This is a genomic window from Klebsiella quasivariicola, from assembly GCF_002269255.1.
Classification (GTDB): Bacteria; Pseudomonadota; Gammaproteobacteria; order Enterobacterales; family Enterobacteriaceae; genus Klebsiella; species Klebsiella quasivariicola.
Genome location: NZ_CP022823.1, coordinates 3,509,740 through 3,531,492 on the forward strand (window position 1 = coordinate 3,509,740; position 21,753 = coordinate 3,531,492).

Below are 21,753 nucleotides of genomic sequence, written 5' to 3' on the forward strand. Positions count from 1 at the left end.
AATCCACCTGGATTTCCCCACACAGACTCACGCCATAATCTCATTTGCTTTTCGTATAAAAATAACCAGTTATATATTTTGGAGTTATGGTAATGAAAAACCGTTTCCCCGTGACGCTCTGGCTGACGCTGATCGCGCTGGTCGCCGCGCTGGCCCTCCCCGCGCGCGCTAATACCTGGCCCCTTCCCCCGCCGGGCAGCCGGCTGGTGGGTCAGAACCAGTTCCATGTGGTGCAGGATAACGGCGGTTCGCTGGAGGCGATTGCCAAAAAGTACAATGTCGGCTTTCTGGCCCTGCTGCAGGCCAATCCCGGGGTGGACCCTTATGTTCCGCGCGCCGGCAGCGTGCTGACCATCCCCCTGCAGACGCTGCTGCCCGATGCGCCGCGCGAAGGGCTGGTGATTAACCTCGCCGAACTGCGCCTCTACTATTACCCACCGGGCAAGAATGAAGTGACCGTCTACCCGATCGGCATCGGCCAGTTGGGCGGAACCACCATCACGCCGACGATGGTCACGACCGTGTCCGACAAGCGGGCCAATCCGACCTGGACGCCAACCGCCAACATTCGCGCCCGCTACAAGGCGATGGGGATTGAGCTGCCGGCGGTGGTGCCTGCCGGTCCTGACAACCCGATGGGCCATCACGCCATCCGCCTCGCCGCCTATGGCGGAGTCTATCTCCTGCACGGCACCAATGCCGATTTCGGCATTGGCATGCGCGTCAGCTCCGGCTGCATTCGTCTGCGCGACAACGATATTAAGGCGCTGTACAACACCATCTCACCGGGCACTAAGGTGAATATTATCAACACGCCGATCAAAGTGTCGGAGGAGCCGGATGGCCGCCGTCTGGTCGAGGTTCACCAGCCGCTGTCAGAGCATATTGATGACGACCCGCAGACCCTGCCCATTACGCTTAACGCGGCCATAACCGCGTTCAAACAGGCGCCGCAGACCGACAGCACGGTGATGGAGCGCGCAATGAATTACCGCTCAGGTATGCCCATTGACGTCACTCGTCATGCCGCGCCCGGCCCGCAGTCGCTGTAAGCTCACGCAGCAGAAAGCAAAAAACCCGCCTGATGGCGGGTTTTTTGTTGGCAAGGGTCAAACAGGGGTACAACAGGGTCTTACTCATCGCTGACCGGTGAAGGGGGCCGGACAACGACGTTTCGGGCTTACTTATAGATAACAGCAGTACCGTGAAGGGTATTCGGACCGGTTACCGAAGTAATACGATATGAGGTGGCGCCCATCTCATCCGCTTTCTGCGCCAGCTGATCTTCCAGCGAGCCCAGGTTAGTCCCGGCAGAGGCAGAAATGGTGCCCACTTTATGCTGCCCGGCAGGGGTGGACTGCACTTCTACAGCGGCAAAGCTGGCGAAAGAGAGAGAGCTAAGAACGGCGGCAATAGCCAGAGTGTTAACGGTTTTCATGATTGTTATACCTGTGCAGATGAATTTTATAGTAGGGTCGCAAGCATTAACTTAACGATCGATAGGTAAATCATAATGTGATCCACATCACACGTCAACGCATTTTTATAACGATCGTTTAACTATTTATAAAATGCTTAAATTTCATACGCATATGAATTATTTATTTTTAAACCCACAGCGCTGGCTCCGGGGATCGTTTATTTTTATAATGGCCTTTCACCAAACCAACATAGGTACAACGGCATCATGACAACTGACGTTCAAAGTTGCGCCAAAAAAAGCCGTGGCCGACCGAAGGTGTTCGACAGGGATGCGGCGCTGGACAAAGCCATGACACTCTTCTGGCAGCACGGCTATGAGGCGACCTCGCTCGCCGATCTGGTCGAGGCGACAGGAGCAAAAGCCCCCACCCTGTATGCGGAATTTGTGAATAAAGAAGGACTATTCCGCGCAGTGTTGGATCGTTATATTTCGCGCTTTGCCGCGAAGCACGAAGCCGTGCTGTATGCCGAAGGGAAATCCGTCGATCGGGCGCTGCGGGAATACTTCACGGCCGTCGCTACCTGCTTCACCAGCAAAGACACGCCGGCCGGCTGCTTTATCATTAATACCTCCGCCGCCCTGGCCGCCTCCTCGACGGATATCGCCAATACCATCAAATCCCGCCATGCGATGCAGGAGCAGGCGCTAACCCAGTTTCTGCAGCAGCGGCAGGCGCAAGGCGAACTGCCCGCGGGCCGCGATGTCGCGCAGCTGGCGCAGTTTCTTAACTGTGTCCTGCAGGGGATGTCGATTAGCGCACGGGAAGGCGCGGATTTCGACAAGCTGATGCAAATCACCGACACCACTCTCCGTCTCTGGCCGCAGGTTCTCGAGCCCTGATGCGCCCCGCTTCCGGCGGTGTTCTGCCGCCGGATCCGCTCTCCCTCTCACGTTATCCCCACAAAATAGATTGATTTTTATTACCTTTTCTCGCGAAAGATAAACGCAAATGATATTGATTGCGATATTCATTATGTGCAAAATCCTTTTTTGAGTTTTTCAAGATGTTTCGCATTGTAACTAACGCCGGCCAGACATCGGCCTATAACAACGACAAAGCAACTCGCTCATAAAAGGAATGGATATGAAAAAGCGCCTCTGGGTGCTCCACTCTCTGCTGCTGGTCAGCACGCTGCCCGCGCTGGCGGCTCAGTCTGATGAAGACAGCATTATCGTTAGCGCAAACCGCACCCATCGCACCGTGGCCGAAATGGCCCAAACCACCTGGGTCATCGAGGGCCAGGAGATTGAGCAGCAGGTCCAGGGCGGAAAAGAGTTCAAAGACGTGCTGGCGCAGCTGATCCCCGGCATCGACGTCAGCAGCCAGGGGCGCACCAACTACGGGATGAACATGCGCGGACGCGCCATCGTGGTGCTGATCGACGGCGTCCGGCTCAATTCCTCACGCACCGACAGCCGCCAGCTCGACGCCATCGATCCGTTCAACATCGAACATATCGAAGTGATCTCCGGGGCCACCTCGCTGTACGGCGGCGGCAGTACCGGCGGGCTTATCAACATCGTCACCAAAAAAGGGCAGCAGGATCGCCAGGTCGATCTCGAGGTGGGCAGCAAGAGCGGTTTTGCCAACAGCAACGATCATGATGAGCGCGTCGCGGCGGCCGTCAGCGGCGGGACAGACCATGCGTCCGGGCGCTTATCGGTGGCCTATCAGCGTTTTGGCGGCTGGTACGATGGCAATAATGATGCGCTGATCCTCGATAATACCCAAACGGGGCTCCAGCATTCTGACCGCCTCGACGTGATGGGGACGGGGACGATTGAGATCGATGACAACCGCCAGCTGCAGCTGGTCACCCAGTACTATAAAAGCCAGGGCGATGATGACTACGGTCTGTGGCTCGGGAAGAACATGTCCGCGGTCACCAACGGCGGCAAAGCCTACACCACCGATGGGCTTAATTCCGACCGTATCCCCGGTACCGAGCGGCACTTAATCAGCCTCCAGTACTCCGATGCCGACTTCTTCGGTCAGAATCTGGTGAGCCAGGTGTACTATCGCGATGAGTCCCTCACCTTCTATCCGTTCCCGACGCTCACGAAAGGCCAGGTCAGTAGCTTCTCTTCGTCGCAGCAGGACACCGATCAGTATGGGGCAAAGCTGACCCTCAACAGCCAGCCGCTGGCGGGATGGGATCTCACCTGGGGTCTCGACGCCGATCATGAGACCTTCAATGCCAACCAGATGTTCTTCGATCTGCAGCAATCGCTGGCGTCCGGCGGGCTGCACAACGAATCGATCTACACCACCGGCCGCTATCCGGGGTACAGCATCTCCAACGTCGCGCCGTTCCTGCAGTCCAGCTACGATCTGAACGAGATCTTTACCGTCAGCGGCGGGGTACGCTACCAGTGGACCGAAAACCGGGTCGACGACTTTGTCGGCTACGCCCAGCAGCAGGATATCGCCAACGGCAAAGCGCGCTCCGCCGACGCCATCAAAGGCGGCAAAACCGATTACGATAACTTCCTGTTTAACGCCGGGATCGTGGCCCACCTGACCGAACGTCAGCAGACCTGGTTTAACTTCTCCCAGGGCGTCGAGCTGCCGGATCCCGGCAAATACTACGGCATCGGTAAATACGGCGCGGCGGTCAATGGCCATCTGCCGCTGATCTCCAGCGTCAACGTCGATGACTCGCCGCTGCAGGGGATCAAAGTTAACTCGTATGAGCTGGGCTGGCGCTATACCGGCGATAGCCTGCGCACCCAGCTGGCGGCGTATTACTCGACTTCAGATAAGACCATCGTCGTCAACCGCACAGACATGACCATTGACGTTCAGTCCGACAAACGGCGTATTTACGGCGTTGAGGGGGCGGTCGATTACTTTATTCCGGACAGCGACTGGAGCGTCGGCGGCAACTTCAACGTGCTGAAATCCCAGGTGCAGACCGATGGCCGCTGGCAAAAATGGGACGTTACCCTCGCCTCGCCGTCCAAAGCCACCGCCTGGGTGGGTTGGGCGCCGGATCCGTGGAGCCTGCGCGTGCAGAGCCAGCAGGTGTTTGACCTCAGCGACGCCGCCGGTAACAAGCTGGAAGGCTATAACACCGTTGATTTTATTGGCAGTTACGCGCTGCCGGTGGGGAAACTGACCTTCAGTATCGAAAACCTGCTTAATGAAGACTATGTCACCATCTGGGGCCAGCGGGCGCCGCTGCTCTACAGCCCGACCTACGGCAGTTCATCGCTGTACGAATACAAAGGCCGTGGCCGTACCTTCGGTCTGAACTACGCGTTAACTTTCTGATAAAAAAAGCCCCTCAGCCTGAGCGATTGAGGGGCTAATCACTACACAAATCTGTTTTTAGATTTTGTTGTTCAGGACCAGCTGGCCGTTGTTGTCCAACGGGATCTGGCTGCCAGGATCGTGATCCATGCGGATTTTCCCCTGCTGATCGCCTATCTTATAGGTCACATCATAGCCCAGCATTTTATCGGATTTGTCATACACCGTTTTACAGCGCTGCTGGGTGGTGGTGTAAGTATCGTTGTCCTGCATCGCGCCCTGGATCTGGTTACCGGCATAGCCGCCGCCCAGCGCACCCACGACAGTCGCCACGCTGCGTCCGTGACCGCCGCCAAACTGGTGGCCAATCACCCCGCCCGCCACCGCGCCCAGCACGGAGCCAGCGATGCGGTTTTCATCCTGTACCGGACGACGATGGGTCACCGTGACATTGCGGCATTCCTGCCGCGGCGTTTTCACGGTTTCTTTAATCGGTGTACTGGAGACCACTTGCGCATACTGCGGGCCGCGATCTAACACGTTGAGACCAGCGACAGCTGCAACGCCCAGCGCGGCAGCCACGCCTATCCCTATACCCGCCAACATAGATTTATTCACGGGAGATCCTCCTTTGTTGCTGTTGATACAATTTTGCAACCGGAGCCGGGAGGGCGCAAATCAGATAGTGGATGAAAAGTGCGAGAATTCGCTGCAAATCAAGGGGATTCAGAGGATTCCGAGCGGGATCGCCGCAGGTTTCAGCAGGTGAGCCCGGAGGCGCCGTCAGGGCGCGCTCCGGGTAGAGACAGCGATCAGTGCAGCTTCAGGCGCGGACGAATGATGCGGTTGATGCGTCCGACCAGCATCATCAGGCCGGTCTTGAAGTAACCGTGCAGGGCGATCTGGTGCATACGGTACAGGGAGATGTACACGAAGCGCGCAATGCGCCCTTCCACCATCATCGAGCCGCGCATCAGGTTACCCATCAGGCTGCCGACGGTGGAGTAATTGGACAGCGACACCAGCGAGCCATGGTCTTTATAGGTATACGCTTTCAGCGGTTTGCCTTTCATCTGCGCCAGGATGTTATTCAGCGCGCAGGTGGCCATCTGGTGCGCCGCCTGGGCACGCGGAGGAACAAACCCGCCTTCCGGACGCGCGCAGGAGGCGCAGTCGCCGATGGCAAAAATATCCGCATCGCGGGTGGTCTGCAGCGTCGGCTCGACTACCAGCTGATTGATACGGTTGGTTTCGAGGCCGCCGATCTCTTTCATGAAATCTGGCGCTTTGATCCCGGCCGCCCAGACCATCAGATCCGCTTCAATATATTCGCCATCTTTGGTATGCAGACCGCCTGCATCCGCGCTGGTGACCATGGTCTGCGTCAGCACCCGTACGCCCAGCTTGGTCAGCTCATTATGCGCCGCCCCGGAAATGCGCGGCGGCAGCGCCGGCAGAATACGCTCGCCCGCTTCGACCAGCGTGACGTTCAGCGCCTCGTTAGTCAGCCCTTTGTAGCCGTAGCTGTGCAGCTGTTTCACCGCATTATGCAGTTCAGCAGAGAGCTCCACGCCGGTGGCGCCGCCGCCGACGATGGCGATGTTCACTTTACCGTTGGCGCCGAGGTTGGCGGAGTATTTGAGGAACAGGTTGAGCATTTCCTGATGGAAACGACGCGCCTGATGCGGGTTGTCGAGGAAAATGCAGTTCTCTTTCACCCCAGGGGTGTTGAAGTCATTCGAGGTACTGCCCAGCGCCATCACCAGCGTGTCGTATGGCAGTTTACGCTCAGCCACCAGCAGCTCGCCTTTTTCATTGCGCAGCTCGCCGAGGGTAATGGTCTTCCCTTCGCGGTTGATATCGACGACTGACCCCAGCTGAAACTGGAAACCGTGGTTGCGGGCATGGGCCAGGTAGCTCAGCGCATCAACACCTTCATCCAGAGAACCGGTCGCCACTTCATGTAGCAGCGGCTTCCACAGATGGCTGTGGTTACGGTCCACCAGGGTGATTTTCGCTTTTTTATGGCGCCCTAACTTTTTCCCCAGCTGAGTGGCCAGTTCCAGTCCGCCAGCGCCACCACCCACAATTACGATTTTTTTCAATGGCGTAGTCATGTGTACCCCTAAAATTATTAACCAATTGTTAAATAAAAGTTATCTAAATAGCCTTTATTTAACAACAAGTTACGTCAATGAAACCATTCAGCACCGTCGAGAATACCATGAATGGTGCATTGGTCATACCAAAATTGATGTGCATCAAGTTTTGTCGCGTATTTTTTCAGCGAAAACCTATAAGTGTAGACATGAAAAAACCCGCGCGGAGAACCCGGCGCGGGTTTGGGAACAGGGGAAAAGGTTAACCGAGGGTTTTAAACGCTTTCAGCCGCTGCAGGTGCGGCGAGATATTTTTAAACTTATGGGTCTGCTCTTCATCCCAGATAATTTCATAATAATGGTGCAGAAGGTCAGCGGAACGCTGGCTGTCCAGCGCTTCGTCCTGCCGGGAAAGCACCACCAGGCAGCGATCGCGATTCTTCTCGCGGAAGTTAGTCACACACTTGGTGGCGATGTCAGCATACTCTTCCGGGCGGTCGATTTTGCCTTCCATGTTCTCGTGCGGAAACAGGTTAGGATTGAACACCGCCTGGCGAATATCACACAAAAAACCAATCCGCTCCGCCCAGTATCCGCCAAGCCCGACACCGCAGATCAGCGGCCGGTCATCAGCGGTAAGCTGCAGCATTTTATCGACCTCTTTCAGCAAATGCTGCATGTCGTGCTTGGGATGCCGCGTGCTGTAGCTTATCAACCGCACGTCCGGGTCGATAAACTGCAGTTGCATCACCTTCTCATGGTTACCGGGGCTGTTCGAGTCAAAACCGTGTAAATAGATAATCATCGCATCCTCACCATACAACAACGCCCCGCAGAGCGTTACGCGGACTTCGCCTCTTGCCAGCGCGCATGGAGCTGCTCCAGCTGGGCACTCACCGTTTTCCAACGGGCTGAATCCCTTAACTCCTGACGGGAAAAGGAACCTTTATGATACAATTTCGTAACACGCTCTGCTTTGATCGGCGACAGGTTATCCAGCACACTGACCGCGCCTTTACGATTATTGCAGACCAGTATCATATCGCAACCGGCGTCGAGCGACGCCTGTCCGCGTTCGGCATAGCTGCCCATGATCGCTGCCCCCTCCATCGACAGGTCGTCGGAGAAAATCACCCCGTCGAAGCCCAGCTCGCCGCGCAGCACCGTTTTTAACCAGTACGCTGAGCCGCTGGCCGGACGCGGGTCGAGCTCCGGGTAAATCACATGCGCCGGCATAATGGCATCCAGACGCTGCTCGGCGATAAGGCTTTTGAACACTGCCATATCGTGGTCGCGAATAACCGATGCCGGCCGCGAATCGAACGGAGTCTCTTTGTGTGAATCGGCGTTCACCGCCCCGTGACCCGGGAAGTGTTTGCCGGTGGTTTTCATGCCCGCGGCGTGCATACCGTCAATAAAGTGACGCGCCATCGCCAGCGCTTTTTGCGGATCTTCGTGATAAGAACGTTCGCCGATCGCGGCGCTAATGTGACCCACGTCCAGCACCGGCGCAAAGCTGATATCGATATCCATGGCGATCATTTCGCTGGCCATCAGCCAGCCGGCCTCGGCCGCCAGCTTGCCCCCTTCTTCCATTCCCAGCAGGGCGGCAAAAGACTGAGCCGCCGGTAAACGGGTAAAGCCTTCACGGAAACGCTGAACACGCCCCCCTTCCTGATCGACCGCCACCACCAGATGGTTCCGGGACGCGTCGCGGATCTGGCGCACCAGCTCCCGCAGCTGCGCCGGATCGTGATAATTCCGGGTAAAGAGGATCAACCCTCCCACCAGCGGATGCGCCAGAATCTCTCGCTCTTCCGCATCCAGTTCATACCCTTCGACATCCAACATCACTGGGCCCACACTGACCTCTCTTATCCTTTGCGTTCGTTGTCTAACTGACACCATGTTTCATCTGCCAGCGTGATAAATTGCCGCTCCCCGCTCTGCCGCCAGCGCATTTCATACCAGCCTGCCATCAACAGCAGTACCCACGGACGCCAGCGCGCAACCTGTCGCCAGAGCAGCTGCGCGTCGATGGCGGCCCGCCGGGCATACGCTGCCACCAGCTGACGGCGCTCGTCAGGGGTGACCCACACCGCGGCCAGCTCCAGCGCGATATCGCCATCACCGGCATATTCCCAGTCGATCAGCCTCAGGCCGGACTCGCTATGGATAATATTGCCGGCATGGATGTCCATATGCAGCGGCGCCAGCCGCAGAGGACGCGGTTCTCCCCGACGGCGCAGCCGCTGATGCCAGCGCAGCCACCGCGGCGTACGCCGTGCCGGATCGCACCTCTGCCAGTACTGGAGCAGCAGCGGCATGAGGCTAACACGCCAGCCAAACCGTGGTTGCTGATGCAAATCATACAATAAGCCTGACAGCTGCGGGGAGGCCGGTAACGCGCTTTTCACCTCACCCGCGCAATACTCCACCACCATCCAGCAGGGTGAATAAAACAACGGGGCTGGCGCCAGCCTGGCGGGCAGTTGGCGCAGCACATGATACTGGCGGCGAAAATAACAGGAAGCGGCAGACGGATCGTGCGGCTGGCGCAGCACGTGCCGACAGTCGCCGTCGCTGATAATCATACTGCCGCCGCTGAGGCCATGGTGGCTCAGCGAGGCGACAGGATGATAGCGGGGAAAGAAGCGCGACAAGAGTTCGTCGCGCGTCAGCTTATTGTTGCTGAACAGCACCTTTACCTGACCAGATAATCTCGCCGGTTTGCACCAGCATCAGCTGCATCTTCAGCTCGGGCGCGTTGACGTTGCCGGTAGCATTAGAGTAAAGCACATACTGCGCGCCTACGTTGCGGGCGATGCCCATGGCTTTGCTGCGGCTGCCAAGGCTATCCTGCGGCGACAGGCCCAGCTGTTGCTTGGCGACCGACAGCTGCTGCGCTGACACCAGGGTAAATTTGCCGTTACCGGCCAGCGCACTTCGTAGCGCGGTGGTGGCCTCTCCGGCGTTCAGCGAACCGTTGGTGCGGTTGTTTACGCTGTCAACCAGCAGAATACTGCCCGCATTGACCCCACCCGCCTGCAGCATCTGCCCGACCAGCGGCTGGACCGCGCCGTTCCAGTCATAATGACGCACGCGCGGCGCTGGCTGACCCGACTGCTGATCCTGATGCTCAATCGGCCCCGGCTGCGACGGTACGGATGGCACCGCCGGTACGGTCGGCACCGTTGGCTGCGGCTGCGCAGGCTGCTGCGGCTGTGGTTTGGCCTCTTCGACCGGCGCCGGCTGCTCACGTAACCCCGCACAGCCTGCGAGGAATATCGCCAGTGCTGTGATTAACGCATAGCGACACATTTTCATCATTATAATTACCCCTTACAGATAAAGATAAAGGCGGGCCTTATGCGCCCCCAGGATATTGGCGCTGCCGTACAACGTCACGGAAGAGCGAGCCGGAACCACAATGGTGCGCGGCGCCTCCAGAGGATGCATTTCGAGTCCGCGGGCGTCATACCAGAAAAAACGATAATGCACGGTGATCGGCTGCTGGCGCTCGTTGTACAGCGTTGAGGAGGCGGTGGCCTGGATCTCCGTCGCGACGACCGCGGGCTCGCTCGCGCTTATCCCGGCGGCCAGTACGCTCGATTCCATCACCAGCGCCTGCTGCTCAGACACAGGAATCTCCGGATGTGAACTACATCCGACCAGCAGCCCCGCCGCCAGACACGCGCCCAAGAGGGTCCTGAGCATGGCGTTAGCCTTTGTGCGCCAGCATCGGGCCCAGCGGACGGCCGCCCAGCAGATGCATATGGATGTGGTAAACTTCCTGGCCGCCGTGGCGGTTGCAGTTGACGATCAACCGGTAGCCATCGTCGGCGAGACCTTCATCGCGGGCAATCTTCGCCGCGACGGTCATCATCCGGCCCAGGGCCAGTTCATGTTCGGTGGTGACGTCATTTACGGTAGGAATCAGAACATTCGGGACAATCAGAATGTGGGTAGGTGCCTGCGGAGAGATATCGCGAAAAGCGGTCACCAGATCGTCCTGATAAACAATATCCGACGGGATTTCCCGGCGAATGATTTTGCTGAAAATCGTTTCTTCTGCCATGACTAATTCCTTATTAGTTTAATCCCATACGCTGGCCTGCTTCTGCAGATAAACGCGGACGCACAGGTTCAGATAAGAGTATGAGCGACATTCTCCCCCTCTTTCAACCTGAAAGCACTTTTTCTTATTCAACTATAGACTTAGCTGATGAGGGAATAAGCATTTGCCGGATAATTTTCAGGGTTATCGCCTGGAAAAGCCCCGACTGTAGACGTAAAAAAGGCAGCCATTTGGCTGCCTTAGTCTCCCCGATACTACGTCTTAACTGTTACGGATGTACTCATCCATTTCAGTTTTCAGGTTATCGGACTTGGTACCGAAGATGGCCTGTACGCCAGAACCTGCCACTACCACGCCAGCGGCGCCCAGTTTTTTCAGGCCAGCCTGGTCAACTTTCGCTACATCCGCCACGCTAACACGCAGACGAGTAATACATGCGTCGAGGTTGGTGATGTTCTCTTTACCGCCGAAAGCGGCAATCAGCGCCGGAGCCATCTCGCTGGTTGCGCCAGCTTTGCTCTCTTCGGTGGTATCTTCACGACCCGGTGTTTTCAGATCCAGAGCTTTAATCAGCACGCGGAAAATGACGTAGTACACGATCGCATAGCAGATACCGACAATCGGGAACAGCCACAGCTTGCTGCTGTTACCGGACAGCACGATAAAGTCGATCAGGCCGTGAGAGAACGATGTACCGTCACGCATACCCAGCAGGATACAGATCGGGAACGCCAGACCCGCCAGGATGGCGTGGATAACGTACAGGATCGGCGCCACGAACATGAACGAGAACTCGATCGGTTCGGTGATACCGGTCAGGAACGAGGTCAGCGCAGCAGAGATCATGATACCGCCCACTTTGGCGCGGTTTTCCGGTTTAGCAGAGTGCCAAATCGCAATAGCCGCCGCCGGCAGACCGTACATTTTGAACAGGAAGCCGCCAGACAGTTTGCCCGCGGTCGGGTCGCCTGCCATGTAACGCGGGATATCGCCGTGGAACACCTGACCAGCCGCGTTGGTGTATTCGCCGATCTGCATCTGGAAAGGAACGTTCCAGATATGATGCAGACCAAACGGCACCAGGCAACGCTCGATGAAACCGTAGATACCAAACGCCACTACCGGGTTCTGATAAGCAGCCCACTGGGAGAAGGTCTGGATCGCGGAACCGATCGGCGGCCAAATGAAGGAGAGGATCACGCCGGTAAAGATAGCGGCCAGACCGGAGATAATCGGCACAAAACGCTTGCCCGCAAAGAAGCCGAGATATTCTGGCAACTTAATGCGATAGAAGCGGTTAAACATGTACGCGGCGATAGCACCGGAGATAATACCGCCAAGCACGCCGGTATCAGCGAGGTGTTTTGCCGCAATCTCTTCAGCAGGTAAATGCAGCACCAGCGGCGCAACAACCGCCATGGTTTTCACCATGATGCCGTAAGCTACGACTGCAGCCAGTGCGGATACACCGTCGTTATTGGTGAAGCCGAGGGCGACACCGATAGCGAAGATCAGCGGCATGTTGGCGAAAACTGAACCGCCTGCTTCTGCCATAACGTGGGAGACCACGGCTGGCAGCCAGCTGAAGTTTGCGGAACCGACGCCCAGCAGGATACCTGCGATAGGCAGTACGGATACCGGCAGCATCAGCGATTTACCGACCTTCTGCAGGTTAGCAAATGCATTCTTAAACATAATTGAGAGTGCTCCTGAGTATTTGGTACTTTTTTACGTTTTCACGCATTGGCCCGGGGGGAGAACCGCGCCGTGGACAGGACATCTAAGCGCCCTTTATTTATTACACAGAGTAAAATAATTAACAGGATGATTGTTTGACGGCTATCACGTTTCAATCAGCCTTACGGTAAAAATTTACATCACCTTACATAAACTGTATCTGGATGTTGCAAAAAAACTTTCACCGCCACTTTTGTGGCGGTGAACTTTACTCGCTTTGACTATTAATTACGAGCCTTAAAATAATAAGCAGATCAAGCAGGTTGCAAGCGGGCGGGGTCAATGTGGAACAAAGTGGCAAAATTGTCGGTGGTCTGCCGGGCCAGCTGTTCCAGCGACACGCCTTTCAGCACCGCCATGTATTCCGCAACGTCACGCACCAGCGCCGGCTGGTTCTCTTTACCGCGATGGGGGACTGGCGCCAGGTACGGCGAGTCTGTCTCCACCAGCAGGCGATCCAGCGGAACATAGCGCGCCGCATCGCGCAGCTGCTCGGCGTTGCGGAACGTGACGATACCTGAAAACGAAATATAGAACCCCATGTCGAGCAATTTACCCGCGGTCTCCCTGTCTTCAGTGAAACAGTGTAGTACGCCACCGCAATCCGTCACCTTTTCTTCGCGCAAAATCGCCAGGGTGTCGGCGCGCGCGTCGCGAGTGTGGACGATCACCGGCTTATTCAGCTCACGGCCGATGCGAATGTGGTCGCGAAACGAGGTTTGCTGCTGGGCTTTGGTTTCCGGGGTATAAAAATAATCCAGACCGGTCTCCCCCATCGCTACAACGCCCTCTTCTGCCGCCAGCGCGCGAAGGGTCTCCACTTCGTAGGGTTCATCCTGGTTTAACGGGTGCACGCCGCAAGAGAAGACGACGTTGTCACGCGTCCTCACCAGCTCACGCATACTGCGGTAGCCAGGCAATGTTGTGGCGACCGCCAGGCAGAATTTCACATCGCGCGCGGCCGCTTTTGCCAGCACGTCGTCGACGTTTTTGTGCAGAGTTTGATAATCCAGACCATCAAGATGGCAGTGGGAGTCGACTAAAAACATAATGTCTCACTCAGAGATGCGAGACGGGTAAAACCGTCCCGGGTTGCAGGTAATGTTCCCAGCGCAGCAGGCGCTCGGTGAGCAACAGTTCGCGGTTGACGCCGACGACGTTTAGCAATTGCTCGCGGCAGGTACAGACGTCATGGGCGATCGCCTGCAGCCGGGGGGCCGGCAGGCTGTGCGCCAGCTGCTCCAGCAGCGGCCAGACGTCCGGGTTACTTACCAGGGCAATCCCCTGCTGTCGTTTTTGCGCATCGACCAGCAGCGATGCCAGCCAGTGCTGGCGAACTGCCGCCTGTTCATGATTAAGTATCGCCAGCAGCGCCAGCCAGTCACCGCTCGCCAGAGTAGCCGACAGCGCCTGACACAGCTGCTGTCGCGCCGTCCACTGCGGCACCTGTAGTAGTTCGAGCGCCGCGGCCGGCGCGCCAGCGCACAAACGTAACGCCGTGAGCAACGCCTCCTGCGGCTGGTTCACTTCCCGCTCCAGCCAGGCCAGCGCATAAGATTCTGCCGGCGGCGCCAGATGGTACAGTCGACAGCGGCTGCGCAGGGTAGTCAGCAGACGCGCCGGCTCCTCGCAGGCGAGGAAGAACCAGGTATTCTCCGGCGGTTCTTCCAGGGTTTTCAGTAATGCGTTGGCGGCAGCATCGGTCAACAAGGCGGCATCGCTAATCCAGACCACTTTCGCTCCGCCGAGGCGCGCGCGCTCATAGAGTTTTTCGTTGACACCGCGCACCGCGTCAATACCCAGCGCACTCTTGCCTTTTTCGGGACTCAGCGAATAGTAATCCGGATGCGTGCCGGCCTGCATCAGCTGGCAGCTGTGGCAGTGACCACAGCTTTTATGCCCTTCGGGCTGACGGCACATCAGGAAGCGGCACAGCGCGTAAATTAACGCCTCGCCGCCCATCCCGCTCAGGGACTGTAACAGTAAGGCGTGGTGGCCTCGTCCGGCCTGATAGCTACCGACCAGTTGCTCGAACGACGGGCGCAGCCACGGATACCATTTCATGCTGGTTGCTCCGCCATCCACTGGGCGATCGTGGCGCGAATGTCGCGAGCGACGGCGTCGAGCGGCTGGGTCGCGTCAACCGTGCGGATCGACGGGTCTGCAGCGGCCAGCTCAAGGTAGCGCGCGCGGGTGCGATTGAAGAAGTTCATGGACTCCTGCTCAATGCGATCAAGCTCTCCGCGCGCCCGGGCGCGCTGCAGCCCCACTTCCGGCGTGACGTCGAGGTACAGCGTCAGATTGGGGCGGAAATTGCCGAGTACCGCGTCGCGCAGCGTCGCCAGCATCGTACGGTCGATTCCCCGGCCGCCGCCCTGATAAGCCTGAGTCGACAGATCGTGACGATCGCCGATCACCCACTGGCCGCGGGCCAGCGCGGGCTTAATCACGGTCTCCACCAGCTGGACGCGCGCCGCGTAAAACATCAGCACTTCCGCTTTATCATTAATGACCTCATCACCCGTGGACTGGATATCCAGCACCAGGCTACGCAGTTTTTCGGCAAGGACAGTGCCCCCCGGCTCGCGGGTAAACACCATATCGTGAATACCTGCCGACTGCAGCGTCTCCACCACCAGCTGACGTGCGGTGGTCTTCCCGGCGCCCTCCAGCCCCTCGATGACGATATAGTTACTGCGCATTTTTTTCCTTAAGTACTTTCAGATAGTCCTGCACCGCACGGTTATGACTGACCAGGTTTGTGGTAAACGTATGGCCCCCTTTCCCGTCGGCGACAAAATAGAGGTATGACGTTTTCGCCGGATGGGCGGCCGCCTTCAGCGACGCCTCGCCCGGCACTGCGATAGGACCAGGCGGCAGGCCGCTGATGGTATAGGTATTGTATGCGGTCGGCGTCTCGAGATCCTTACGCGTTAACTTACCAGTATACCCCTCGCCCATCCCGTAAATCACGGTCGGATCGGTCTGTAAGCGCATACCGATGCGCAGGCGATTGATAAATACCGACGCGACGCGGTCGCGCTCTTCCGCCACCGCGGTCTCTTTCTCAATAATCGAGGCCATGGTCAACAGCTGGTTCTGATCGGCATAGGGCAGATTGTCCATCCGTCCTTCCCAGATCTTCGCCACTTCGGCGACCATTTTCTGATGCGCGCGCTTGAGGATGGCGATATCGCTGGTATTGGCGGTGTACATCCAGGTATCCGGCCAGAACCAGCCCTCCACCCAGTCGGCATGCTCAAGACCTAACGCCTTAGCCACCGTCGCATAGCTATCATCATCGAGAGTGTGCTTCACGTACGGGGCATCGCGCAGTTGGCGCAGGTAGTCGCTAACGCGCATACCTTCGACAAAGCGCAGCGGAAACTGCGCCTCTTTACCGCTGGCCAGCAGCTGCAGCATCTCGCGCACCGTCATCTGCGGCGTGAAGCGATAGGTCCCGGCTTTGAAGTGAGACAGCTCAGGTTCCACCCGCAGCAGCCACTGGAAAACGCGCGGGCGGTTGATCACCTTCTCGCGATAAAGATCCTGGCCCAGCGCCAGACGGCCGGTACCGGGCTCCAGGGTGAAGATGGTCTCTTCTTTAATCAGCAGCTTGCTGTCCGCCAGCTGGCGTACTTTCCACATGCCTGCCGCCGCGGCGATGCCCAGCACCACCACTAACAGCAGAATAAAACGTAACATTTTCTTCATACTAACCAGACAGCTCACACAAAGGGGCTAAAAAATGGTAAAGCTCGCGCGAGGACCAGACGGTCTCGTCCCAGCGACGAACCGGCACCAGCGGCATCAGCGCATTGCAGATCAGCACTTCATCGGCTTCCCGCAATGCTTCAGGACGCGCTGTCACTTCGACAACGCGAAACGTCGATGGTGCCAGCTGCGCGATACAGCGCTGGCGCATAATACCGTTGACCCCGGCGTAATCGAGTCGCGGAGTAAACACAACCTGTCCCTGACGCCAGAATAAATTCGCGGCACAGCATTCCGTAAGCCACCCGTCACTGTCAAGAACCAGCGCCTCATCGGCGTCCGTCTGTTCAAGATGAGAGCGGATCAGCACCTGCTCAAGGCGATTAAGATGCTTCAGCCCAGCCAGCCAGGGGTTGCGGCCCAGAGGCACCGGGCTCTGGGTCAGGGTAATACCCTCTTCCCGCCAGCGCGCATAATGTGCCGGGAACGGAGAGACGCTGAGAATACGCGTCGGCGACAGGCAGCCTGCCGTGCTGTATCCCCTCCCCCCGACGCCGCGAGTGAGGGTCACTTTCAACACACCCTGCGCATGCGGCCGCGCCAGACGCTGCATCTCATCGCTCAACGTCAGCCAGTCATCAAACGGGATGCGTAATTTTTCGCAGGTCGTCTGCAAACGCTGCAGATGGGCATCCAGTAGCACAACCAGCCCGTGCTGGATGCGGGCGGTGGTAAAACAGCCGTCGCCAAACTGGGTGGCGCGATCGTTCGCCGCCAGCGTGTCCTGTTCAACGCCATTTATCAACAACATAAAGGACTCCTTTTCACTGGTCAGTGAGTGTCTCAGGACCCAGGGCAGAGGACAAGCGGAGAAAACTGAATAAAAAAGGCCCGACAAACGGGCCTTTTGTTAAAGCAGTACCGGGGCAAGCCCTGTCACACTTTTTTGAAGATCAACGAACCGTTAGTGCCGCCAAAGCCGAAGGAGTTGCACAGAGTGTACTCCATACCGGAAACCTGACGCGCTTCGTGCGGAACGAAGTCGAGATCGCAGCCCTCATCCGGGTTGTCGAGGTTGATCGTCGGCGGAACCGCCTGATCGCGCAGCGCCAGGATAGAGTAGATCGATTCTACCGCCCCTGCCGCGCCCAGCAGATGCCCGGTCATGGATTTGGTGGAGCTCACCATGACGCGGCTCGCCGCATCACCGAAGACTGACTTAACGGCCTGCGCTTCTGCTTTATCGCCAGCCGGCGTCGAGGTGCCGTGGGCGTTGACGTAGCCGATCTGGCCCGGTTCGATGCCCGCATCGCGAATGGCATTCACCATCGCCAGCGCGGCGCCAGCGCCATCTTCCGGCGGAGACGTCATATGGTAAGCATCGCTGCTCATACCAAAGCCGACGATCTCAGCGTAAATTTTCGCGCCGCGTTTTTTCGCATGCTCGTACTCTTCCAGCACCACCATGCCCGCGCCGTCGCCCAGCACAAAGCCATCGCGATCTTTATCCCACGGACGGCTCGCCGCCTGCGGGTTGTCATTGCGCGTGGAGAGCGCACGTGCTGCGCCAAAGCCGCCCACGCCAAGCGGGGTACTGGCTTTCTCCGCACCGCCTGCCACCATCGCATCGGCATCGCCATAGGCGATGATGCGCGCGGCCTGGCCGATGTTGTGCACACCAGAAGTACATGCGGTCGCGATAGAGATACTTGGCCCACGCAGACCAAACATGATGGTCAGATGCCCGGCCACCATGTTAACAATTGTGGAGGGAACGAAGAATGGGCTGATCTTACGCGGTCCGCCGTTGACCAGCGAACTGTGGTTTTCTTCGATCAAGCCGAGGCCGCCAATACCAGAGCCGATAGCGGCGCCAATACGGGTTGCATTCTCTTCCGTCACTTCAAGGCCAGAATCCTGCATGGCCTGAACGCCAGCGACAATTCCATATTGAATGAAGGCATCCATCTTGCGCTGCTCTTTGCGCGAGATAATGTCATCACAGTTAAAATCCTTTACTAAGCCAGCAAATTTCGTTGCATAGGCGCTAGTATCGAAATGGTCGATCAGGCTGATGCCACTCTGACCGGCAAGGAGAGCTTTCCAGGTAGACTCTACGGTATTGCCGACAGGAGACAACATGCCCAGTCCGGTCACAACTACACGACGCTTAGACACGTTTGTCCTCCAGGGAGGGAAAATAGATTCTTGTGGGACAAAAAAAAGATAAAACTCAGGCGGTCGAATGACCGCCTGGAGATGTTCACTTACGCCTGGTGGCCGTTGATGTAATCAATGGCAGCCTGAACGGTGGTGATTTTCTCAGCTTCTTCGTCCGGAATCTCAGTATCAAACTCTTCTTCCAGAGCCATTACCAGCTCAACGGTGTCAAGAGAATCAGCGCCCAGGTCTTCAACGAAGGAAGCATTGTTGGTAACTTCTTCCTGCTTAACGCCCAGCTGCTCGCCGATAATTTTCTTAACGCGTTCTTCGATAGTGCTCATACTCTTAAATTTCCTATCAAAACTCGCTTTCGCGATGGTTTTCGTAGTGTATAAAATGTTGAAAAATTTGCAACTAAATCCCGGCAGGTCTTACCACGATTTTGCGCTATTTTGAGGCCGTTTGCCCTAAGAACGCAAATCTTTTCGCACAAAACCGCACATGAAACCGTGCGAGGTGCGCGGTTCCTGAACGTTTTGCACAAATCTCGGTCAGACCATGTACATTCCGCCGTTAACGTGCAGCGTTTCACCAGTGATGTAACTTGCTTCGTCAGAGGCTAAAAATGCAACCGCGCTGGCGATTTCATTTGGGGTGCCAAGGCGCCCCGCAGGAACTGCCGCCAGCGTACCCGCACGCTGCTCATCGGTCAGCGCACGCGTCATGTCCGTTTCAATAAAGCCCGGAGCAACAACGTTTACAGTAATACCGCGGGACGCAACTTCACGTGCCAGTGATTTACTGAAGCCGATCAGACCCGCTTTCGCCGCAGCGTAGTTAGCCTGACCCGCATTTCCCATGGTACCAACCACAGAACCGATAGTGATAATACGTCCATGACGCTTTTTCATCATAGCGCGCATTACCGCTTTTGACAGACGGAAAACCGATGACAGGTTGGTTTCGATAATATCGTTCCACTCGTCATCTTTCATGCGCATTAACAGGTTGTCACGAGTGATCCCGGCATTATTCACCAGGATATCAACTTCGCCAAACTCTGCGCGAACATTTTCCAGAACAGATTCAATAGATGCCGGGTCGGTCACATTCAACATCAGACCTTTACCGTTGGCGCCTAAATAGTCGCTGATGGCCTGCGCGCCGCTTTCGCTGGTCGCAGTACCGATAACTTTCGCGCCGCGGGCGGCGAGCGTTTCAGCGATTGCACGGCCAATACCGCGGCTTGCACCGGTAACCAGCGCGATTTTTCCTTCAAAACTCATGGTTTTCCTCTTTTATTGCTCAAGCGCCGCAGACATCGCCGCCGGCTCGTTAAGCGCGGAAGCGGTCAGGGTGTCAACAATACGTTTGGTCAGGCCGGTGAGGACTTTACCCGGGCCAACCTCATACAGGTGCGTTACGCCCTCGGCAGCCATCAACTCAACGGTTTTAGTCCATTGAACCGGGCTGTACAGCTGGCGCACCAGCGCGTCGCGAATGGCGTCGGGCGCGGTTTCGCACTTCACGTCGACGTTATTCACGACAGGAATCGTCGGCGCGTTGAAGGTGATTTTCTGCAGCTCTACCGCCAGTTTTTCTGCGGCTGGCTTCATCAGCGCGCAGTGGGACGGCACGCTCACCGGCAGCGGCAGTGCGCGCTTGGCACCAGCGGCTTTACAGGCAGCACCCGCACGTTCAACGGCCTCTTTGTGCCCGGCGATAACCACCTGGCCAGGCGAATTGTAGTTCACCGGAGAAACGACCTGCCCTTCGGCAGACTCTTCACAGGCTTTGGCGATAGAAGCGTCGTCCAGACCGATAATCGCGGACATGGCGCCGGTACCTTCCGGTACGGCCTCCTGCATGAATTTCCCGCGCAGTTCAACCAGGCGAACGGCATCAGCGAAATCGATAACGCCTGCGCAAACCAGCGCGGAGTATTCGCCGAGGCTGTGCCCCGCCAGCAGCGCCGGCGCTTTGCCGCCCTGCTGCTGCCAGACACGATACAGCGCCACAGAGGCGGTCAGCAGCGCCGGCTGGGTCTGCCAGGTTTTATTCAGCTCTTCTGCCGGCCCCTGCTGAACCAGCGCCCACAGATCGTAACCCAACGCTGCGGAAGCTTCACCGAAGGTCTCTTCAATCACCGGCCAGGTCGCCGCCATATCGGCCAGCATACCTACGGCCTGAGAACCCTGTCCCGGGAACACAAAAGCAAATTGCGTCATGTTTAAATCCTTATACTAAAAACGAACCAGCGCGGAACCCCAGGTGAAACCACCACCAAAGGCTTCCAGCAGAATCAGTTGACCACGTTGAATACGGCCATCGCGAACGGCCTCATCCAGCGCGCAAGGAACTGACGCCGCGGAGGTGTTACCGTGACGGTCAAGCGTCACGACGACGTTATCCATCGACATGCCCAGTTTTTTCGCTGTCGCACTGATGATCCGCAGGTTTGCCTGATGCGGTACCAGCCAGTCCAGCGCCGAACGCTCAAGATTATTCGCCGCCAGCGTCTCATCAACAATGTGCGCCAGCTCGGTGACCGCCACTTTGAACACTTCGTTGCCGGCCATCGTCAGATAGATCGGATTTTCCGGTTCGACGCGATCGGCGTTCGGCAGGGTCAGCAGTTCGCCATAGCTGCCGTCGGCATGCAGATGCGTTGAAATAATTCCCGGCTCTTCGGAGGCGCCCAGCACCACTGCACCCGCGCCGTCGCCGAAAATAATAATCGTGCCGCGATCGCTTGGATCGCAGGTACGCGCCAGCACATCGGCGCCGACAACCAACGCATAATCAACCGCGCCGTTTTTCACGTACTGATCGGCCACGCTCAGCGCGTAAGTGAAACCCGCACAGGCGGCGGCGACATCAAACGCCGGGCAACCTTTAACGCCCAGCATTGACTGGATCTGGCATGCCGAACTCGGAAACGCGTGCGTGCCGGAGGTGGTCGCAACAATAATCAGACCAATTTGCTCCGCGGACACGCCCGCCATCGCCAGCGCCTGCTTTGCGGCTTCAAAGCCCATCGTAGCAACTGTTTCATGCGCTGCGGCAATACGACGCTCACGGATACCTGTGCGGGTGACAATCCACTCGTCAGAGGTCTCTACCATATTTTCCAGGTCGGCGTTTGTACGCACTTGCTCGGGCAGATAGCTGCCGGTACCAATAATCTTCGTATACATGTACGCTCAGTCACTCTTGGGTGATATAC

25 protein-coding genes are annotated in these 21,753 nt (G+C 57.3%); 4 read left to right on the forward strand and 21 right to left on the reverse strand.

Features of this window, described 5'->3' with window-relative positions; genetic code table 11:
• Positions 1-92: 92 nt before the first annotated feature.
• Positions 93-1,052 (forward strand): L,D-transpeptidase LdtC, encoded by a 960-nt coding sequence (gene ldtC, locus B8P98_RS17685; protein WP_095033275.1) that lies wholly within the window; start codon positions 93-95, stop codon positions 1,050-1,052.
• A 128-nt stretch (positions 1,053-1,180) separates the two neighbouring features.
• Here ldtC and bhsA read toward each other — a convergent pair whose 3' ends face one another.
• Positions 1,181-1,438, reverse strand: coding sequence for a multiple stress resistance protein BhsA (gene bhsA / locus B8P98_RS17690; RefSeq protein ID WP_002900788.1), 258 nt, complete (start codon positions 1,436-1,438; stop codon positions 1,181-1,183).
• A 133-nt stretch (positions 1,439-1,571) separates the two neighbouring features.
• Here bhsA and B8P98_RS31055 point away from each other — a divergent pair, with 133 nt between their 5' ends.
• Positions 1,572-1,691, forward strand: a complete 120-nt coding sequence (locus B8P98_RS31055; protein ID WP_167382673.1) for a hypothetical protein — start codon at positions 1,572-1,574, stop codon at positions 1,689-1,691.
• Positions 1,688-2,323: a TetR/AcrR family transcriptional regulator gene (locus tag B8P98_RS17695; protein WP_080897951.1), complete on the forward strand. Its 636-nt coding sequence runs from the start codon at positions 1,688-1,690 to the stop codon at positions 2,321-2,323. The genes B8P98_RS31055 and B8P98_RS17695 overlap by 4 nt, the downstream gene beginning before the upstream one ends.
• 52 nt (positions 2,324-2,375) lie before the next feature.
• Here B8P98_RS17695 and B8P98_RS31060 read toward each other — a convergent pair whose 3' ends face one another.
• A complete protein-coding gene (locus tag B8P98_RS31060) occupies positions 2,376-2,498 on the reverse strand; it encodes a hypothetical protein (RefSeq protein ID WP_167382674.1) in 123 nt (40 codons plus the stop codon).
• A 69-nt stretch (positions 2,499-2,567) separates the two neighbouring features.
• Here B8P98_RS31060 and B8P98_RS17700 point away from each other — a divergent pair, with 69 nt between their 5' ends.
• Positions 2,568-4,757: a TonB-dependent siderophore receptor gene (locus tag B8P98_RS17700; protein ID WP_080897952.1), complete on the forward strand. Its 2,190-nt coding sequence runs from the start codon at positions 2,568-2,570 to the stop codon at positions 4,755-4,757.
• Between the two features lie 57 nt (positions 4,758-4,814).
• Here B8P98_RS17700 and B8P98_RS17705 read toward each other — a convergent pair whose 3' ends face one another.
• The 19 genes from B8P98_RS17705 to B8P98_RS17800 form a co-directional block, all read right to left on the reverse strand.
• Positions 4,815-5,354 carry a glycine zipper 2TM domain-containing protein gene (locus tag B8P98_RS17705; RefSeq protein WP_002900781.1) on the reverse strand — a complete coding sequence of 180 codons (540 nt, stop codon included), beginning with the start codon at positions 5,352-5,354 and terminating at the stop codon, positions 4,815-4,817.
• Between the two features lie 194 nt (positions 5,355-5,548).
• Positions 5,549-6,853, reverse strand: coding sequence for an NAD(P)/FAD-dependent oxidoreductase (locus B8P98_RS17710; RefSeq protein WP_008805997.1), 1,305 nt, complete (start codon positions 6,851-6,853; stop codon positions 5,549-5,551).
• Positions 6,854-7,097: 244 nt separating this feature from the next.
• Positions 7,098-7,640 carry an alpha/beta hydrolase YcfP gene (ycfP, locus tag B8P98_RS17720; protein WP_002900775.1) on the reverse strand — a complete coding sequence of 181 codons (543 nt, stop codon included), beginning with the start codon at positions 7,638-7,640 and terminating at the stop codon, positions 7,098-7,100.
• A 35-nt stretch (positions 7,641-7,675) separates the two neighbouring features.
• Entirely contained in the window at positions 7,676-8,686 is a 1,011-nt protein-coding gene (gene nagZ, locus B8P98_RS17725) for a beta-N-acetylhexosaminidase (RefSeq protein ID WP_167382675.1), read from the reverse strand.
• Between the two features lie 23 nt (positions 8,687-8,709).
• A complete protein-coding gene (thiK, locus tag B8P98_RS17730) occupies positions 8,710-9,537 on the reverse strand; it encodes a thiamine kinase (protein ID WP_025712383.1) in 828 nt (275 codons plus the stop codon).
• On the reverse strand, positions 9,518-10,156 hold the full coding sequence (gene lpoB / locus B8P98_RS17735; RefSeq protein WP_165931877.1) for a penicillin-binding protein activator LpoB: 639 nt from the start codon (positions 10,154-10,156) through the stop codon (positions 9,518-9,520). The genes thiK and lpoB overlap by 20 nt, the downstream gene beginning before the upstream one ends.
• A 21-nt stretch (positions 10,157-10,177) precedes the next feature.
• On the reverse strand, positions 10,178-10,552 hold the full coding sequence (locus tag B8P98_RS17740) for a YcfL family protein (protein ID WP_025712385.1): 375 nt from the start codon (positions 10,550-10,552) through the stop codon (positions 10,178-10,180).
• Positions 10,553-10,556: 4 nt separating this feature from the next.
• Positions 10,557-10,913, reverse strand: coding sequence for a purine nucleoside phosphoramidase (gene hinT, locus B8P98_RS17745; RefSeq protein WP_025712386.1), 357 nt, complete (start codon positions 10,911-10,913; stop codon positions 10,557-10,559).
• Positions 10,914-11,174: 261 nt separating this feature from the next.
• Positions 11,175-12,608 (reverse strand): PTS glucose transporter subunit IIBC, encoded by a 1,434-nt coding sequence (gene ptsG / locus B8P98_RS17750; RefSeq protein ID WP_008805993.1) that lies wholly within the window; start codon positions 12,606-12,608, stop codon positions 11,175-11,177.
• A gap of 296 nt (positions 12,609-12,904) precedes the next feature.
• Positions 12,905-13,699: a metal-dependent hydrolase gene (locus B8P98_RS17755; RefSeq protein WP_095033277.1), complete on the reverse strand. Its 795-nt coding sequence runs from the start codon at positions 13,697-13,699 to the stop codon at positions 12,905-12,907.
• A gap of 10 nt (positions 13,700-13,709) precedes the next feature.
• Positions 13,710-14,714 (reverse strand): DNA polymerase III subunit delta', encoded by a 1,005-nt coding sequence (gene holB / locus B8P98_RS17760; protein ID WP_095033278.1) that lies wholly within the window; start codon positions 14,712-14,714, stop codon positions 13,710-13,712.
• On the reverse strand, positions 14,711-15,352 hold the full coding sequence (gene tmk / locus B8P98_RS17765) for a dTMP kinase (RefSeq protein WP_023339888.1): 642 nt from the start codon (positions 15,350-15,352) through the stop codon (positions 14,711-14,713). Before tmk ends, holB begins: the two co-directional genes overlap by 4 nt.
• Entirely contained in the window at positions 15,342-16,364 is a 1,023-nt protein-coding gene (gene yceG, locus B8P98_RS17770; RefSeq protein ID WP_008805989.1) for a cell division protein YceG, read from the reverse strand. The genes tmk and yceG overlap by 11 nt, the downstream gene beginning before the upstream one ends.
• A 1-nt stretch (position 16,365) precedes the next feature.
• Complete coding sequence (pabC, locus tag B8P98_RS17775; protein WP_025712389.1) at positions 16,366-17,175, reverse strand: aminodeoxychorismate lyase; 810 nt, start codon at positions 17,173-17,175, stop codon at positions 16,366-16,368.
• 125 nt (positions 17,176-17,300) lie between these two features.
• The gene (gene fabF, locus B8P98_RS17780; protein WP_012542241.1) at positions 17,301-18,542 is read right to left on the reverse strand and encodes a beta-ketoacyl-ACP synthase II; all 1,242 of its coding nucleotides are present in this window, start codon (positions 18,540-18,542) and stop codon (positions 17,301-17,303) included.
• Between the two features lie 89 nt (positions 18,543-18,631).
• Positions 18,632-18,868 carry an acyl carrier protein gene (gene acpP / locus B8P98_RS17785; RefSeq protein ID WP_000103754.1) on the reverse strand — a complete coding sequence of 79 codons (237 nt, stop codon included), beginning with the start codon at positions 18,866-18,868 and terminating at the stop codon, positions 18,632-18,634.
• Between the two features lie 210 nt (positions 18,869-19,078).
• Positions 19,079-19,813 carry a 3-oxoacyl-ACP reductase FabG gene (gene fabG, locus B8P98_RS17790; RefSeq protein WP_025712390.1) on the reverse strand — a complete coding sequence of 245 codons (735 nt, stop codon included), beginning with the start codon at positions 19,811-19,813 and terminating at the stop codon, positions 19,079-19,081.
• Positions 19,814-19,825: 12 nt separating this feature from the next.
• Positions 19,826-20,755: an ACP S-malonyltransferase gene (gene fabD / locus B8P98_RS17795; RefSeq protein WP_025712391.1), complete on the reverse strand. Its 930-nt coding sequence runs from the start codon at positions 20,753-20,755 to the stop codon at positions 19,826-19,828.
• Between the two features lie 15 nt (positions 20,756-20,770).
• Positions 20,771-21,724 carry a beta-ketoacyl-ACP synthase III gene (locus tag B8P98_RS17800; RefSeq protein ID WP_025712392.1) on the reverse strand — a complete coding sequence of 318 codons (954 nt, stop codon included), beginning with the start codon at positions 21,722-21,724 and terminating at the stop codon, positions 20,771-20,773.
• Positions 21,725-21,753 lie beyond the last annotated feature (29 nt).

Excerpts from the sequence above, each read along its gene's own strand:
- ycfP (WP_002900775.1), bottom strand. The coding sequence starts at position 7,640 with ATGATTATCTATTTACACGGTTTTGACTCGAACAGCCCCGGTAACCAT.
- B8P98_RS17695 (WP_080897951.1), top strand. The coding sequence starts at position 1,688 with ATGACAACTGACGTTCAAAGTTGCGCCAAAAAAAGCCGTGGCCGACCG.
- B8P98_RS17700 (WP_080897952.1), top strand. The coding sequence starts at position 2,568 with ATGAAAAAGCGCCTCTGGGTGCTCCACTCTCTGCTGCTGGTCAGCACG.
- B8P98_RS31060 (WP_167382674.1), bottom strand. The coding sequence starts at position 2,498 with ATGCGAAACATCTTGAAAAACTCAAAAAAGGATTTTGCACATAATGAA.
- yceG (WP_008805989.1), bottom strand. The coding sequence starts at position 16,364 with ATGAAGAAAATGTTACGTTTTATTCTGCTGTTAGTGGTGGTGCTGGGC.
- B8P98_RS31055 (WP_167382673.1), top strand. The coding sequence starts at position 1,572 with ATGCTTAAATTTCATACGCATATGAATTATTTATTTTTAAACCCACAG.
- B8P98_RS17800 (WP_025712392.1), bottom strand. The coding sequence starts at position 21,724 with ATGTATACGAAGATTATTGGTACCGGCAGCTATCTGCCCGAGCAAGTG.
- fabD (WP_025712391.1), bottom strand. The coding sequence starts at position 20,755 with ATGACGCAATTTGCTTTTGTGTTCCCGGGACAGGGTTCTCAGGCCGTA.
- hinT (WP_025712386.1), bottom strand. The coding sequence starts at position 10,913 with ATGGCAGAAGAAACGATTTTCAGCAAAATCATTCGCCGGGAAATCCCG.
- ptsG (WP_008805993.1), bottom strand. The coding sequence starts at position 12,608 with ATGTTTAAGAATGCATTTGCTAACCTGCAGAAGGTCGGTAAATCGCTG.
- tmk (WP_023339888.1), bottom strand. The coding sequence starts at position 15,352 with ATGCGCAGTAACTATATCGTCATCGAGGGGCTGGAGGGCGCCGGGAAG.
- fabG (WP_025712390.1), bottom strand. The coding sequence starts at position 19,813 with ATGAGTTTTGAAGGAAAAATCGCGCTGGTTACCGGTGCAAGCCGCGGT.
- acpP (WP_000103754.1), bottom strand. The coding sequence starts at position 18,868 with ATGAGCACTATCGAAGAACGCGTTAAGAAAATTATCGGCGAGCAGCTG.
- B8P98_RS17740 (WP_025712385.1), bottom strand. The coding sequence starts at position 10,552 with ATGCTCAGGACCCTCTTGGGCGCGTGTCTGGCGGCGGGGCTGCTGGTC.
- ldtC (WP_095033275.1), top strand. The coding sequence starts at position 93 with ATGAAAAACCGTTTCCCCGTGACGCTCTGGCTGACGCTGATCGCGCTG.
- pabC (WP_025712389.1), bottom strand. The coding sequence starts at position 17,175 with ATGTTGTTGATAAATGGCGTTGAACAGGACACGCTGGCGGCGAACGAT.
- holB (WP_095033278.1), bottom strand. The coding sequence starts at position 14,714 with ATGAAATGGTATCCGTGGCTGCGCCCGTCGTTCGAGCAACTGGTCGGT.
- nagZ (WP_167382675.1), bottom strand. The coding sequence starts at position 8,686 with ATGTTGGATGTCGAAGGGTATGAACTGGATGCGGAAGAGCGAGAGATT.
- bhsA (WP_002900788.1), bottom strand. The coding sequence starts at position 1,438 with ATGAAAACCGTTAACACTCTGGCTATTGCCGCCGTTCTTAGCTCTCTC.
- B8P98_RS17710 (WP_008805997.1), bottom strand. The coding sequence starts at position 6,853 with ATGACTACGCCATTGAAAAAAATCGTAATTGTGGGTGGTGGCGCTGGC.
- lpoB (WP_165931877.1), bottom strand. The coding sequence starts at position 10,156 with ATGTGTCGCTATGCGTTAATCACAGCACTGGCGATATTCCTCGCAGGC.
- B8P98_RS17755 (WP_095033277.1), bottom strand. The coding sequence starts at position 13,699 with ATGTTTTTAGTCGACTCCCACTGCCATCTTGATGGTCTGGATTATCAA.